Annotated in this window: 13 protein-coding genes; all 13 read right to left on the bottom strand. The window is 37.6% G+C overall.

Going from position 1 to position 16,482, the window contains the following annotated elements:
* Positions 1-42: 42 nt before the first annotated feature.
* Positions 43-2,238, bottom strand: coding sequence for a glutamine synthetase III family protein (locus PALPR_RS05500; protein WP_013444621.1), 2,196 nt, complete (start codon positions 2,236-2,238; stop codon positions 43-45).
* 442 nt (positions 2,239-2,680) lie between these two features.
* Positions 2,681-4,051, bottom strand: coding sequence for an ammonium transporter (locus PALPR_RS05495; protein WP_013444620.1), 1,371 nt, complete (start codon positions 4,049-4,051; stop codon positions 2,681-2,683).
* Between the two features lie 12 nt (positions 4,052-4,063).
* Positions 4,064-4,426: a P-II family nitrogen regulator gene (locus PALPR_RS05490; protein WP_013444619.1), complete on the bottom strand. Its 363-nt coding sequence runs from the start codon at positions 4,424-4,426 to the stop codon at positions 4,064-4,066.
* A gap of 367 nt (positions 4,427-4,793) precedes the next feature.
* Positions 4,794-6,119, bottom strand: coding sequence for a sodium:proton antiporter (locus PALPR_RS05485; protein ID WP_013444618.1), 1,326 nt, complete (start codon positions 6,117-6,119; stop codon positions 4,794-4,796).
* Between the two features lie 365 nt (positions 6,120-6,484).
* Positions 6,485-6,898, bottom strand: a complete 414-nt coding sequence (locus PALPR_RS05480) for a hypothetical protein (protein WP_013444617.1) — start codon at positions 6,896-6,898, stop codon at positions 6,485-6,487.
* An 89-nt stretch (positions 6,899-6,987) separates the two neighbouring features.
* Complete coding sequence (locus PALPR_RS05475) at positions 6,988-8,529, bottom strand: ammonium transporter (protein ID WP_013444616.1); 1,542 nt, start codon at positions 8,527-8,529, stop codon at positions 6,988-6,990.
* A 37-nt stretch (positions 8,530-8,566) separates the two neighbouring features.
* On the bottom strand, positions 8,567-8,923 hold the full coding sequence (locus tag PALPR_RS05470) for a P-II family nitrogen regulator (protein WP_013444615.1): 357 nt from the start codon (positions 8,921-8,923) through the stop codon (positions 8,567-8,569).
* 58 nt (positions 8,924-8,981) lie between these two features.
* Complete coding sequence (locus tag PALPR_RS05465; protein WP_013444614.1) at positions 8,982-9,674, bottom strand: hypothetical protein; 693 nt, start codon at positions 9,672-9,674, stop codon at positions 8,982-8,984.
* Positions 9,675-10,287: 613 nt separating this feature from the next.
* Entirely contained in the window at positions 10,288-11,232 is a 945-nt protein-coding gene (locus PALPR_RS05460) for a carboxypeptidase-like regulatory domain-containing protein (RefSeq protein ID WP_013444613.1), read from the bottom strand.
* A gap of 635 nt (positions 11,233-11,867) precedes the next feature.
* Positions 11,868-13,091 carry an LL-diaminopimelate aminotransferase gene (locus PALPR_RS05455; protein WP_013444612.1) on the bottom strand — a complete coding sequence of 408 codons (1,224 nt, stop codon included), beginning with the start codon at positions 13,089-13,091 and terminating at the stop codon, positions 11,868-11,870.
* 111 nt (positions 13,092-13,202) lie between these two features.
* On the bottom strand, positions 13,203-14,036 hold the full coding sequence (gene dapF, locus PALPR_RS05450; RefSeq protein ID WP_041620281.1) for a diaminopimelate epimerase: 834 nt from the start codon (positions 14,034-14,036) through the stop codon (positions 13,203-13,205).
* A gap of 432 nt (positions 14,037-14,468) precedes the next feature.
* On the bottom strand, positions 14,469-15,164 hold the full coding sequence (locus PALPR_RS05445; protein WP_013444610.1) for a YiaD family glycine zipper/OmpA-like lipoprotein: 696 nt from the start codon (positions 15,162-15,164) through the stop codon (positions 14,469-14,471).
* 344 nt (positions 15,165-15,508) lie between these two features.
* A complete protein-coding gene (locus PALPR_RS15330) occupies positions 15,509-15,925 on the bottom strand; it encodes a hypothetical protein (RefSeq protein WP_013444609.1) in 417 nt (138 codons plus the stop codon).
* Between the last annotated feature and the right edge of the window lie 557 nt (positions 15,926-16,482).

The raw sequence follows: 16,482 nt of genomic DNA, 5'->3' as shown, positions 1-16,482 counted from the left end.
ACTATTCTTAATTTGATCAAGAGGGTTATTAACCTTCGTTACTTATCGAATGAAAAGCAATTCTCTATACTTAGGTAATGTCCATATTTCATCGTCAACAATTAATTCAAGTTTATCGATATTGTAACGAATAACATCAAAATATGGTAATACTACATCGTGATAAGCATTGGCTTTCTTGTCTTCATGTTCAATAGCATTAGCAGCTTTACGAGCTTCAATCATTGCATCAACATTTTCTTTGATAATAGCTGTTCTTTCTGCAATTTCTTCAATAAGAGCCAAGTCTTTAGCGGAAATTTTAGCTGCTTTTTCAGCATCAAATACAGCTTTTATTTTGAATACATTATCCAATAAAAGTGATTGATAGCGGGTAGCTACAGGGATAATATGATTAATAGCCAAGTCGCCCAATACGCGAGATTCAATTTGGATTTTCTTAGTATAAGTTTCCCATTTCACCTCGTTACGAGATTCAAGCTCTTTTTCAGTTAATACACCTGTTTTGGTGAAAAGCTCAATACTTGATTTGCTGGTGTAAGCTTCAACAATTTTAGGAGCACTTGTTTCGCAATCCAAACCACGTTTTGCTGCTTCAACTTTCCACTCATCGCTATAACCGTTACCGTCGAAACGAATCGCTTTAGACTCTTTGATGTAAGTTTTGATAACATCAAAGATGGCTTTTTCTTTGCTTGAGCCTGCTGCAATTTTAGCATCAACTTCTGCTTTAAACTCAACCAATTGAGCTGCCACAGCAGTATTCAAAGCTGTCATTGCTGAAGAACAGTTAGCTGAAGAACCAACTGCACGGAACTCGAAACGGTTTCCGGTGAAAGCAAATGGTGAAGTACGGTTACGATCTGTATTATCAAGGAATACTTCAGGGATATGTGGAATATCTAATTTCAGTTTTTTCTTGTCATCAATCAGGATAGCTTCTTCGCTTGTGCTGTTTTCCAATTTGTCCAGAATAGCAGTCAATTGTGAACCAAGGAATGCAGAAATGATTGCAGGAGGAGCTTCGTTAGCACCCAAACGGTGAGCATTTTGAGCTGTCATGATAGAAGCTTTCAACAATGCATTGTGTTTGTGTACTGCTTTCAGTGTTGTTACAATGAAAGTGATGAATTGAAGATTTTCTTCTGCAGTTTTTCCCGGAGCATAAAGAATAACACCGGTGTCAGTGCTCAATGACCAGTTATTGTGTTTACCGGAACCGTTGATACCTGCAAATGGTTTTTCGTGCAACAACAAACGGAATCCATGACGACGGGCAACTTTCTTCATGATTGACATAACCAATAGGTTTTGGTCAACTGCCAGATTACATTCGCCAAAGATAGGAGCCAACTCAAATTGGTTAGGAGCTACCTCGTTGTGACGGGTTTTTAATGGAATACCATATTTGTAACCTTCAAATTCAAGATCTTTCATGTAAGCAGCCACACGACTTGGAACTGCACCGAAATAGTGATCTTCCAATTGTTGATTCTTAGCTGATTCGTGTCCCATCAAAGTGCGACCTGTCAATACTAAGTCAGGGCGTGTTGCGTACAAACCTTCATCAATAAGGAAGTACTCTTGTTCCCAACCCAGGTTGGCATTTACTTTTTTTACATTAGTGTCGAACAATTGACATACTTCTACAGCAGCTTTATCAACAGCAGCAAGAGCTTTCAATAATGGAGCTTTTAAGTCTAAAGATTCACCAGTGTAAGAGAAGAAAATAGTAGGAATAACCAATGTGTCATCTACTACGAAAGCAGGAGAAGATGGATCCCATGCAGTATAGCCGCGAGCTTCGAAAGTGCTGCGGATACCACCGTTAGGGAAAGAAGAAGCGTCAGGTTCTTGTTGAGCCAATAATTTTCCTGAGAAATCTTCAATAATATCTTCACCCGGAGCTCCTGCATAATCAATAAATGAATCGTGCTTTTCGGCAGTTCCATCAGTTAATGGTTGGAACCAGTGTGTATAGTGTGTTGCGCCTAATTCAGTAGCCCAAAGTTTCATCCCTGCAGCAATTTGATTTGCCAGAGCAATATCCAATGTTGCACCTTTGTTAATAACGTTGTTTAATGCTTTCAGCGTGTCCTTTGAAAGATATTTCGCTTTCGCTGCGCTGTTGAAAACATACTTTCCGTAATAGTCGGATGTAAATTTTGAAGGTGCTGTAACTTCAAGTGCTTTTTTCTTAAAAGCTTCTTCTACTGCATTAAATCTTAATGATGACATAATTTTATTTTTTGTGGGTTAAATTTTATGGATTTATTTTTTTTATATACTCTTATCTGACGTAATGTAATAAAATCTATGCAAAAATAATAAAAATGATAGTTTTTGCATCGTTTTCTATTTCATATAATAAAAAAAAGATTATCGATAATCAAATCATTATTTTTCTCCTGTTTATTTGAGTTGATTGAAAGTTTAAGAGTGAATTAAATATCAATTTATTATTTTTATTGAAACTAATATTTCTTATGGCATGTAAAGTTTCAGAGTCTTCAAATGGTTGGAAGCGTAATGACACTTGCGTTGATTTTAGTTGTTTTTGTGACAATGCAAGCGTGATTAATGTGAATTATAATGATTGATTAATGTGATAATTATGTTTAACAGGCTATTCTTTCAACAGAATAGCCTGTCGATTAATTTTGAAACTTATAGTCTGCTCTTAATCAAAATTGGTGTAAGCAGTTTCTCCATGTTGAGTTTCATCCAGTCCGATTGCTTCATGCTTGTCGGAAGCGCGCAAACCTACGGTTTTATCAACAATCTTGAAGAGGATAAACGTTCCAATTCCAGAAAATATGATTGTGGCACCAATAGCGATTAGTTGTACCCAAAGTTGGTGTAGGTTGCCATACGCTGCTCCGCTATACGCTGCCTGAATTGCAGGGGTAGCTAGAATGCCTGTCGATACAGCTCCAATCATACCTCCAACACCGTGAACACCAAATGCATCTAATGAATCGTCGTATCCTAACTTAGGTTTTACGTATGCTACCATGCAGAAGCAAATTAATGATACTACAACTCCGATAATTAATGCACCGGTAACACCAACAAATCCTGCTGCCGGAGTGATAGCTACTAAACCACCTACTGCTCCTGTGCTTATACCAACTACGGTTGGGCGTTTGTCAATAATCCAGTCTAATAATGCCCATGTCAAAGCTGCGGCTGCGGCTGCTATATGTGTAACCATTAATGCGTTGGCTGCAAGTCCATCGGCGGCCAATCCGCTACCTGCGTTAAATCCGAACCAGCCTACCCAAAGCAGGCCTGCACCTATAACCACATAGGTAATGTTGTGAGCTGGTATAGCATGACCTTTGTAATCTCTGCGTTTGCCAAGCATGATTGCAGTTACTATGGCTGCAACACCGGCATTGATGTGAACAACGGTACCTCCTGCAAAATCAAGTGCTCCCAGTTTAAACAACCAACCATCGCCTGACCATACCCAGTGCGCAACCGGATTGTAGATAATAATTGACCAAAGTACTGAGAAGATCAAGAATCCTTTAAAATTGATACGTTCAGCAAAAGCACCGATGATAAGTGCCGGTGTAATAACCGCAAACATACATTGGAACATGATAAATACAATGTGAGGAATGGTTCCTACGGCTGATCCATCTGCGGCTGTCTGTGAATGAGAAATAAAATACGGACTTAAGTCATTTATTCCGATGTTATTTAAAAATGCCCAGTCAAATCCCCCTATGTACGGTTTAAGAGCTTCTATAGGATTAGAGCTGAATGCATTGCTATAACCAATTATTACCCATTCGACGCTGATAACAGCAACCAGGATAAAAACTTGCATGAATACATTTAAAACGTTTTTGCGACGTACTAATCCGCCGTAAAAAAGCGCTAGCCCGGGAATCGACATCAATAATACAAAAGCAGTTGCAACAATCATCCATGCGGTATCTCCGCTGTCGATTTTTGGTGCTGTCACTGCTGGAGTTTGAGCTACAAGTGTTGAGCTAAATAAAGTTAATAATGCTATAAGTGATAAAATATATTTCTTCATTTTCTTCGTTTTTTAGTTTTTTGTCGATTCGTCTTTGTTGTACAATGCTTCCGGTCCTGATTCTTTGGTACGGATACGATATGTGTCCTCTATATCGTAAACGAATAATTTACCGTCTCCTGTTTCTCCTGTCCAGGCAGAATCAAGAATAGCGTTGATTGTTTTCTCTAAATTAACGTCGCGTACTACAATGGATACCATGCGTCGTTGAATGTAGCCTGACTTGAAAACCTGACCTCGTACAACCTGTTCTTCTGTTGATTTTCCAAGTCCTGTAATGTCCCAGTAGGAAAACCATTCGATGCCGGCGTCGTAAAGCGCCCGTTTTACATCTTCAAATTTTGATTTGCGGATAATTGCTTCAATTTTCTTCATTTCTATTTGTGTTTGTTAGTTTTTTGTATGTTTCGAATGAATCTTAAATTCTACATTAATGTAGTGTTTTGTAATCATCTAGCCTTCAAAATGGTTATTTTTTACTTATTTATGTGCCATATTGTAAATCACATTGCAAAAGTATGTCATTATTTTCAATTACCAAAGCAATTTGACAAGTTTCCGGTCTAAAAATAACATTTATGTAAGATTTTTCGTCGTAAAGCTACGTTTATGTATTAAATATTACGCAAATGATATCATATATTTAAATTTATGGTGGTTTTGATTATAGATTTTGAGTAAAACGAAACAAAAAAAGACCTTTCGTAATGAAAGGTCTTTTGAAATGTTCCGAAGATAGGGATTATATGAAAATCAGTTGTACTAAAATGTAGATAGGTAGTAAAACTATGAGTGAGAACCTGAACATGTAGGAGAAGAAACTGGGCATTTTGATACCGCTTTCTTCGGCAATAGATTTGACCATGAAATTCGGTCCGTTGCCAATGTAGGTCATGGAGCCAAAGAATACGGCTCCAACGCAAATAGCTTTCAGTAGTATTTCCGGAATTCCTGCCGTCATGACTGAGGCCGAAAGTGATGCTGGTAAGCCGCTTGTAACCAGTCCGCGTGCCAAATCGTAAAACGCTACAGCTGTCGGAGTGTTATCAAGGAAGGAGCTTAAAGCTCCTGATGCATACATAAATTGCCAGGGTTCTGTAACTCCAAAGCTTGCGGCATTTTTGGCGAGCCAAAGTAGGGTGGGAGCCATAGTAATAAAAATACCCAGAAAAAGATAAGCCACTTCTACGATGGGTTCCCAGGAGAATTTATTGCTTTTACGTACTTCCGATTTAGTGAAGTATAACGATGCTCCAGCAAGCAGCAGTAAGACTATTTCGCGAAGATATTTTAATCCGATAGAGGCGTTTTCTTCTCCCATTTGGTGGATGGTACCTTTATTGATAAGTGCCACAGCGATAACTACACCGACAAGAAATAAAAAATTGATATTGCCGGTGACGCGGATAGGTTTTATTTGAATATAATCTTCGGCAATATTAGTCCAGTCTTCCTTTTTATAATAGTATCTGTCTACAAAATAATAAATGAGCAACAGCAGAGTGCCTGTAAATAGCCATTCGGGAAAAAGATTTAAAAACCAGGAAAATTCAGCACCACGTAGGTAAATCATAAACAACGGAGGATCACCAAGTGGCGTTAGAAGCCCTCCGCAGTTAGCCACTGCAGCTATGAAAAAAAGAATGGTGTGTGTTGTGAATCTGCGTTCTGAATTGGTGGCAATTACAGGCCGGATAAGAAGCATGGCAGCTCCGGTGGTGCCCATGATGGATGCCAAAACATAGCCAATACCTAAAAAAAGAGTGTTGTTTAATGGAGTGGCTTTAATATCGCCTGATATATGTATGCCGCCTGTGATTATAAACAACGAACCCAGTAATATCATAAACGGTACATAGTCGTAAATGACGGTGTCAAGTAAATTTTCAGAAAGTCCGTTTGCCAGCATGTAGATTGTTACCGGAATACCTAGAAATAATGAAACAAGTAGTTTGTTTTTGTTTTTGCCCCACCAATTTTCGGCAATAAGTGGACCTATGGCAATGGCCAAAAGCATTACAACGAAGGGAATTGAACACCATAAAGGGATACTGAAAACATCTTTCATGCTGATAATTTAAATTTTTGGAGGTGATGTAATTTTGATTGTTGGATTAAAGTCGTGTAAAAATACAAATAATTTCAGGATAGATGTCTGTCTATTCATAAATTATTGTTGGCATTATTGGCCTTTAAAGAAAGCAGACCATTTCTCACGAAATAGTCTGCCAGAAACAATAAAACTAAAAAACACACGATTAGTTGTAAGCAGTTTCACCGTGTTTGGGGATTTTTCTATAAATATTATAGTGTGAGAAACGATGGCGGTACCATTACTAGTTCTCACAGTTTATTATTTATATAGATAGACAAAGAATACCATAAAGCCTGTATTCTAAATGATTACAGCTTTATTTATTATGGTATCTCACTCTATTTTATTCTTTCATTGATAACGTCCAATAAGTATTGAGGTTTGACATCTAGGTTGTCAACACAAAATTCTACCGGAGTACCTTTTTTTAAGTATAGTTTGAAATTTATGGTTCTAAATCTTAGTCTTTTTGTTGAGAATGCCATAACTTTCTCTATTTCCTTATAGGGGTAAAATTGTTTGTTGTCCAATTGGACTCCTGTCTCTGTTAATGAAATTACGGGTTCTTTTGGTGCTTCCTGAGTCAGTGTTTTCGCGATGAATAGTCCACATAATCCAATCCATATATAAAATGCAACAGATGCGACAGGTATTATAAAGGCGCCTGCTATACCTACAGCCAAAACTACATAAGCAATCCATTTGGGAAATAATTTCATGTAGCAATTCAATGTGTTATCTTCTTTAGTCATGTTGTTTCAGTTTTAATGTTGTTTGAATAATTAATTATATCAAAGAGATCTTGATGAAACAAGAATCTCTTTGATATAATAATTGTGATTTATCTTGAAAGTGGAGTTTCACTGTTTTTGTCCATTTTGATACCTGAGTAAGCTTCTACACCCATTTCAGGAAGATCAAGACCTTTTAGTTCATCTTCGGCAGAAACACGATTTCCAACAACCAGATCAATTAATTTGAATACTACCCAGCCAATTAAGCCAATATATACAATGTTTGCTGCAACTCCAATGGTTTGAGCGGCTAACTGACCTCCATCACCATAAAATAAACCGGTTACACCTCCTTTGATTCCGTTGAGGCCATCACCGTAAGTTCCGTCTGCAAATAATCCAAGAGCTATACAGCCGAATGCACCATTCACACCGTGTACGGCTACTGCGCCAACAGGGTCATCAACTTTAAGTTTAAGTTCTACAAAGAATGCTGCTTCTATTACCAAAATACCTGAAATTAATCCAATTATAGCAGCAGAGCCTACAGTTACGAAAGCACATGGAGCAGTAATCGCAACCAATCCGGCAAGTAGACCGTTTATCATCATGGTTGGGTCTGGCTTTTTAGTTTTGAAGAACCACATATAAAGTGTTGAAGCCAATGCGCCTGTTGCAGAAGCAATCATTGTATTTACAGCAATAATTGATATTCTAAGATCGCCACCGGCTAATGAAGATCCGGCGTTGAATGAGAACCAGCAGAATGCAAGTACGAAAGCACCAAGGATTGCAATTGGAATATTGTGTCCGGGAATTGCATTAGCTGAACCGTTTTTATTGTATTTTCCAAGACGTGGTCCAAGTAATTTTGCTCCAACGAATGCCAATACACCACCGCTTAAGTGAACTACAGATGAACCTGCGTAGTCAACATGACCGTGACCCAAACCAAACATATTACCTAGTTGTGACAACCAGCCACCTCCCCATACCCAGTTTCCGTAGATTGGGTAGATAATAGATCCTACTAAAAGACCATAAATAAAGAATGAAGAATACTTCCATCTTTCAGCCATAGCTCCTGTAGGAATGGTAGCTGTTGTATCCATAAATACCATTTGGAACAAGAATAAGGCAAAAACAGATACGTCGTATGCGCCATTAAGGAAGAATCCTTTGGTTCCTATCAAGCCAAATGCATGACCAAATAGGTTAATGGTAAATTCTTGATTTAAACCGTCATAGCCACCCAGAGTTCCCAGCGCACCTACTCCGCCAAACATAAAGGCAAATCCGCATATAAAGAACCCTAACATGCCTAAGGGATAAATCAGAAAGTTCATGGCAAAGGTGTGCGACGCATTTTTTGCACGGGTCATACCCCCTTCTACGGCAGCAAAACCAAACTGCATAAACATTACAATAAATCCTGTAATCAAAACCCACACCATGTTAATGGCTATTTTGTTATGACCTGCTTGTGCAGCTACTTCATCGAGTGTTGGTTTGCCTGCTGTTACGGCGGTAACATCGGCTGCGGTACCGGTCGTAGCTCCTGTCGAGTCTGGTGCCTTTTCAGCATATATATAGCTGGAGGCAGCAGCTGTGACCAGCATTAATAACATCATTAATAAATACTTTTTCATATATTTTTCTCCTATTTTTTATGAATTACACTTTTTTCTATTCTGCTTTGTTGTATAAAGAGGTGTCTCCCTTTTCAGCGTTTCTAATACGGTACGATTCATCAATGGTAGATACGAAAATCTTTCCATCGCCGATTTCACCTGTTTTTGCCGATTTCAAAACTGCTTCAACTGTTTTTTCTACATTTATATCGCGTACAACTATAGTAAGTAATTGACGAGAGATATAACTTGTGTCATAAACAGTACCTCTGTACGAATGACCTCCTTTTTCAACTTCGTTTCCTACGCCTGTTACATCAACGTAAGTAAAGAAATCGATGCCAGCTTCACGCAAAGCTTCTTGTACTTCACCAAATTTAGAAGTGCGAATAATTGCTTCAATTTTTTTCATTTGCTTATTTTTAAACGATTAGTGTTTTTTAGATCTGCGTTCTAAAATAATAACTTGCTTATAAAGATACTCCTGCTACAAAGAATGTGCTTTTAGCGTAAGGATTTGCTCCAACAATTGCATATACCGGAAGACTGAATTTGTCGGTAATAGCAATTGATTTGCTTACTTTAATGCCCAGGTTAGTGATACCGAAGCCGGTAGTTCCATAAGTAGCGCTCTCAGCTAATGAACCTCCAAGGAAGATTTTAGCTACCGGAGCAATTTGATATCCTAATTCTACATAGGTTGAAAGTGCCTGTTTTGATGGGTCGGAGGCTTTTTTATCTAATCCTGCAAACATAGTGTTGATTGATGCACTGAAAGCCGATCCTGTATAGGCAAGTGTTCCTTCAAATACGTGACCGGTTCCGCCACTATATTTGAAATAGTTTGGTTTTGTTGCGAAATTGTAATAGTAATCTGTAAGTGTTATAGCAAATTTGCTCGAAATAGCGTAAGTAGCATACAAATCTACTTCTTTAACGGCTCCCGAAAAACTTCCTGATCCCCATGAACCCAATGTTAATGCACCTGTTGTGAAAGTAGCGTAAGGTTGAATATTAGGAGTACCTCCGTTAGAACCTTCTTGTGGAATACCACGCCATACATATGAGCTTACAATGTCGGCACCTGTTGCAAACTGAGCTTTAACACTCATTGTCGAAAACAATGCAATCGCGCAGATTGCTAATAATTTAATTTTTCTCATACCAGAAAATTTAATTGATGATTATTGATTAAAAAATGTTTGTTTAGTTTTATATGTTGTCAATTATATAGTGTCTAATCTTGACATATAGTAATTCTAAATGCTAATGATGTGTCATATTGATTTGAATACACTGCAAAAATAATCAAAATGTCATTACAAACAATACTTTACTTTAAAAATAATGGAAAATAAAAACATACTATATCAAATTGAAGCTATTATTGCTATATATGTAACATAATAATACTATTTGTTGTGTTATTGTGACAAATTGTTATTTTTGAATGAAAAGTTATTCCGGTTGTGTAGTTGTAAAAATAATAGAATTTGCCACATTTATGTAATATTTTGATATGTGTGTCCTGAAAATTCAGCCAAAATGTACTTTTTTGAGGACTTTCGGCTACTTTTTTGTAATTTTTACAAGCTAGTTGCCCGAAACTTGGATTTTACTAACGTTAGAGTGTTGTTTGCTTTCGGTTTTGTAAAGAGGTAGGTAGATAGTGAGAATTGTTAGTTGAAACAAACAAAAAAAACGCCCGGAAAATCTTCCGGGCGTATAAGTATTATTGTGAATAAATGTACAAATATATTCTCGCTAAATCATTGCTTAAATGTTCTTTACTAGCTCTACGTTAAGTACCGCCAATTCGCCGTTTGTAATAGCTATTGTCGTTACCACATCGGCATAACCATTTTTGCTCACAGTGGCCGAGTATGTACCCTCCGGTAGCGATTTAATATTAAACCCACCCTTATCCGCTGTCTTTTTCTTTACGCTTTCGCCGCCGCTTGCTTTGGCCTTAAGCAGTCCATTGCTGTTATTATTTAGTTCAAAACTAACGGTTGCACCTTTAAGTCCTTCTCCCGTACCGGCATCAGTCACAAAGCCTTTTAACTGAAGTGAGCCGGCTGCTGTGTCTATTATTTTTCGTGCCGATTTATAACCGCTATAAAACTCTGGTTGCGAAATTCTCACTATTTCCACCAATGCATCAATATTATCCAATGCTTTATCTGTTGCGGTAAAAGATTTTGTAAGTTGTTCTGTACTTAGTTTAGTCCCGATTGCACCGTTTCGGGGCGTAGGCATAGCTGCTCTAAAGTCGGTAAGTGCTCTCATAAGATCATTCTGAGTCTCATTGGTTACACCATATTGCGCCAAATTCCCAAGCTGCTTTTGTGCTGTATCGTAGGTACTCTGAGCAAAAGTTTCAAGGTCGCTATCCGAGGCATTTTTAAAGTCACTTTCAGTAAACTTCGCTTCATTAAGCAGAATCTGATTATTTTCAATTTTTGCGTATGACTGAATTTTGCGCGAAGTGTCAGCGCCTAGTTTTACTAGCAACTTCCGGAGTTGTTTTTTGTTACTTGCTATCCCGGACTTGTCAATACTTTGTTGTTCGTTCGACGATCGGATTTGAGAAATGCCATTCTGAAATGTACCATAGAACTCCTGATACCTCGGTAGAAGCATTGTAATTGAGTTGTTTGCGTTCAGGAACTCAACAGTTGTCAAATACATGTTGTACTTGCTTTGTTGTTTTGCATTCATGATAGATAAATTTTGATTAATGAATAAATTAGTTGATTGATTACATTATTTACAGGTTTATTTGAAACAATGTAAATGCAAATTTATAAAAATATACATAAGTAAATTTCGATAAAATGAAAAATAATCTTAATAATATTTAACTCAAGCACATTAAATTGATAGATGTTATTTTGTAATAACTAGCCAAAACCAGCCAATCACCCATCAACGCTCATCAATCACCCGTCATCGCTCATCAATCACCCATCAGTGCTCATCAATCACCCATCAGTCCTCATCAATCATCCGTCATCGCTCATCAATCACCCGACAGCGTTCAACAATCACTCGTCAGCGCTCATCAATCACCCATCAGTGCTCATCAATTATCCGTCATCGCTCATCAATCACCCGACAGCGTTCATCAATCACCCGACAGCGTTCATCAATCACCCGTCAGCGCTCATCAATCACCCATCAGTGCTCATCAATCATCCGTCAGCGCTCATCAATCACCTGACAGAGCTCATCAATCACTAGTCATCGCTCATCAATCACCCATCATCTCTCATCAATCATGCGACAGATAACTACCAACAACAAAAAACGCCCGGAAAATCTTCCGGGCGTCATTAATCATTAAATATTGACCATTATTTTTCCAATCGCTTCATAGCTTCAATGGTGTTTTCTCTGCTACCGAATGCCGAGAATCGAACGTAGCCTTCTCCACTGGCTCCAAAGCCGGCTCCCGGAGTAGTCACAATGTTCTTCTCTTTCAACAGAAAGTCAAAATACTCCCAGCTTCCCATTCCCACAGGGGCTTTAGCCCAGACGTAAGGTGCATTCACTCCTCCGAAAATGGTATATCCGGCTTTGGTTAGTCCTTCGCGAATGATGCGGGCGTTCTCTGTATAAAAGTCGATCAGAGCCTTTACTTGTTTTTTTCCTTCTGGTGAGTAGGTTGCCTCGGCAGCACGTTGCACGATATAAGATGTTCCGTTGAATTTTGTGCATTGGCGACGATTCCATAGTTTATTAAGTGATACTTTTTCACCGTTAGCTGTGTTGCCCATCAGTTGTTTAGGTACTACGGTGTATCCGCAACGAGTTCCGGTAAAGCCGGCTGTTTTAGAAAAACTGCGAAATTCTATTGCCACGTCTTTAGCGCCTTCTATTTCGTAAATACTGTGAGGCACATCCTCTTCGGTAATAAATGCTTCGTAAGCAGCATCAAAGAGTAGAATAACGTTGTTTGCTTTGGCATATTCCACCCAAACAGTCAGTTGTTCTTTGGTCAGTGTAGTTCCGGTTGGATTGTTCGGATAGCAAAGATATACCAGGTCAACTTTTTCAGTTGGAAGTGCAGGCACAAAGTTGTTTTCAGAGTTGCATTGCAGATAAACCAGGTTAGTCCATTCGCCGGTAGCTGTTGGTTCGCCTGCGCGACCTGCCATAGCGTTAGTGTCTACATATACCGGATAACTCGGATCAGTGATCGCAACACGATTATTCACATCAAAAATATCGCCGATATTTCCTGTGTCACTTTTAGCGCCATCGCTGACGAAAATTTCATCTTCAGCAATATCAATGCCCCGGTTTGTAAAATCATTAATTACAATTGCTTCGCGCAAAAAAGCATAACCTTGTTCAGGTCCGTATCCTCTGAATGTTTCGGCACTACGTTGCTCGTCAGCGGCTTTAATCATGGCGTCCACCGATGCGTCGGGTAGGGGCAGGCTTACATCGCCAATTCCCATGCGGATAATAGGTGCCGTTGGATTTTCTTCCTTGTGTTGAGCTACGCGTTTAGCTATTTCAGAAAATAAATAAGTTGCCGGAATTTTTATAAAATTCTCGTTAATTTGTGCCATAATAGTCAGTAAGTAGTTTCTAGATTGTAGTTTGTATATGGTAGCTCAAGTCTTTTCATTGGCAGAATTATTCTTATTCTACCAGCTACTTACTTTTTACTACCAACTTAATTAAATTGTTCCTTCAAACACTGTTGTAGCTCCGCCGGTCAGGTACACGCGGTTGTCGGATTCTTTCCATTCAATGGTGAGTTCGCCGCCTAGTAGTTCTACGGTAGTTTTTCTTCCGGTGTGTCCGTTTAATACGGCAGCCACTACCGAAGCGCAGGCACCCGTTCCGCAAGCCATCGTTTCGCCGGAGCCACGTTCCCAAACGCGCATTTTGATTCTGTCGGTTGACAGCACTTCGATAAATTCTGTGTTGGTACGACGTGGAAAAATGGCTGCATTCTCAGTAACCGGTCCAATTTTATTCAGGTCAAGTTTGTCTATGCCTGTTGTGAATATTACTGCATGCGGATTACCCATCGAAACACAAGTGATGTTATACTTTATTTCCGAATTGAATGTAACAGGTTCGTTTATAATGCTGGGTTTGTTAATTGTTGTTGGAATAAGACCCGATTCAAAAATAGGTTCGCCCATATCTACCGTTACAGTCTCAACCAATTTGTCTTCGCCTAAAAAAAGTTTCAGCTTTTTTACCCCGGCCAAAGTTTCCAGAGTCAACTCCGTTTTGTCGGTTAAACCTTTATCGTAAACAAATTTGCCTATGCAGCGCGAAGCGTTTCCGCACATTTCCGATTCGGAACCGTCGGCATTGAACATTCTCATTTTAAAATCGCAGTCGTCTGAAGGCAGGATAATAACCAATCCATCCGAACCAATGCCTTTGTGGCGGTCGCTGTAACAAATGGCAAAAGAAACCGGATCGTCAATAGTTTCCTCAAACCCGTTGACATATATATAATCGTTTCCGATTCCGTGCATTTTGGTGAATTTCATATTGTTGAGTGTATATGATTTTGTTATGTTTGAATTTTATGGACTACAAAATTACAACCTTGCTGAGTATATTTAGCAGGTGTATTCTCAAACGTTTTTGTTTTTTATAGTTTGATTGCAAATTGAATATTATAAATGCATTTATATTTCGATTAAGTTTTTTGACTGCGATTTTAGTATTAAAATGAAACTTTCATTGCCACTGAACATCTCTTGATTCTGATTGTAAATTAGTGCCGAAGGATTTATATGCTTGAATAATAGTTTAAAAGCTTAAATAATGGTTGCTTACGTTTTCTATAATTGATTGTTGACTTATATTGCTGTTGTTTGATGTTGAGCTATGCAGGAAGCAAAGCAGAGGTAGTCTGATGCAAAAAGCACACGTAAACCGAATTACGTGTGCTTTTGTAATGATAAGTTGGCGAAAGATTATTTGCCCTGATTTTGAGCGTCATTAATCATTTTTTCGCTGGCATACATGTAAACCTCTACACGACGATTTGCAGCTCTTCCGGCAGCAGTTTTATTGTCGGCAACAGGCTCAGCAAAGTTTTTTCCAATAATTTCTTTAAACTGAGTTGCAGTTACACTTTGAGTCTGTAGGAAGTTAGCTACCGATTGAGCACGTTCCTGAGAAAGTTTTTGATTTACATCAAGCGATCCCTGATTGTCGGTATGTCCCATGATGGTGATATCCATTGTTGGGTTTGCAACCAAAATTTTGGCAAATTTGGTGAGGGCATCTTTTGAAGCTGTATTCAAAGCGCTTTTGTTTGTTTGGAATAAAATTCCCGAGTCAAAAGTAACCTTGATTGCTTTCAGGTTGTTAGCATCTCTGATACTGTCAACTCTTGCACCTTCGATAGCCGCTGCCTGAGCTGCTGCTTTGTCCATTTTTTTACCAATAATGACACCGGTAGTTGCACCAACCACAGTTCCGATTCCAGCTCCAATAGCAGCGCTTTTTGTGCTTTTACCGATTAATGCACCTACTCCTGCTCCAATAGCAGCTCCTGCTCCACCACCAAATAAACCACCTTTAGTTGTATTACTCATAGTACTACACCCGGCAAGTACAATTGATGCACTTAAAATAATAGCCACTAAACCATTTTTTCTTTTCATGTTACAAGTTCTTTTTAATTGTTTGATATTTAAGTTGTAATTATGTATAGTGTTGTACGTTAGTCAGTGTTGTAACTCTTCGGGGTCAGTCACTGATTGAGTACGTTCAATACCGATTTGAAAACGTTGCAAATATAATAATTAAATTAAAAACATTATCATAAATATATAATTACATTTTTCAAATGTTTAAATTTAAACTGGCTTGGAAAAAAGCCAATACGTAGATTTATGAAGAAAGTAATTTTTAATAAGCATATCGTCAATGTAATGCATTTTTAGTTTAAAAAAATAAGAGACTGCAGTAATTCAATGTTTATTTGTTCTTGTTTGCTTTTCAGTCGTTATATGTAAAATTGCTTTTTTTCATTGAATTCGTTCGACTTTTTTATATTTTGCCTTAGGGCATTCAACTCCGCATTCAACCTTCCGTTTTCAATAGCTAGTTTCTCGTATCTCTCTAAAAGATAGTTGAATGATATTTCATCAATCTGTTTGTTGTCTTCTTGAGCCGGTACATTGTTGTTTTTTTCCATGTTTCCTTCCCCTAAAAGAAGCCAATTCATATCTATTGATTCAAACTTGTTTGCGATATCGCATAAAATTTCATAAGAAGGATTGGTGTTTTCTTTCTTCAATCTATTGATTTTTTCTGATGAATTGTATTCTAAGTAATCAATAGCAAATGAATTTACACTTTTAATGTCGTATAAATCAATAATTTGACAAATTCTTTCAAATAAGTTTGTATTTTTTTTCATAATCCATTGTATTATTCAAAAAAGTTTGTGATATTTGCATTGTATTTCATTTGTGAAAATGTGACAGTGACTGCAAAGGAATACAATATCTTGTTCAAATAGCTTTCATTCATTTGCTTGATATCATACAAGTCCTATTTGCGTTAAAGATCAATCATAATAACTGAGCCATTGGTTTTTTATCTTGTCAAAAATGTAGAATTCAATTATTGAATTCAGAATCTGTGACTACAAAATCTATCTGATGTGTTTTCGAAGTTACATTTGTTTGAATATGTTCAGCAGTTTTATTTTGTCTTGTAAATATAGGAAATAAGTAGATATACTTTTCTTATTTAAGCAATTAATTTAATTCTATAAAACGAAAATCTTTATTTGAAATTATCTAAGTATCCGACTATTATTTAGATGATAGAAAAGTTTACAAATAAAAGTTCGAATAAGTCAAAATCATTTGTCGCTTAATATACATCAAGTTATAATGAGTTACGAGTGTCTTTTGTTCTATTAGTTTTGTTTAGAATACAAATTTATATAAAAAAGGACATATTATCGTC

The sequence above is a fragment of the Paludibacter propionicigenes WB4 genome, assembly GCF_000183135.1.
GTDB classification, from domain to species: Bacteria; Bacteroidota; Bacteroidia; order Bacteroidales; family Paludibacteraceae; genus Paludibacter; species Paludibacter propionicigenes.
The sequence above is the reverse complement of the archived record's forward strand: the minus strand, read 5'-3'. Positions and strand labels throughout refer to the sequence as shown.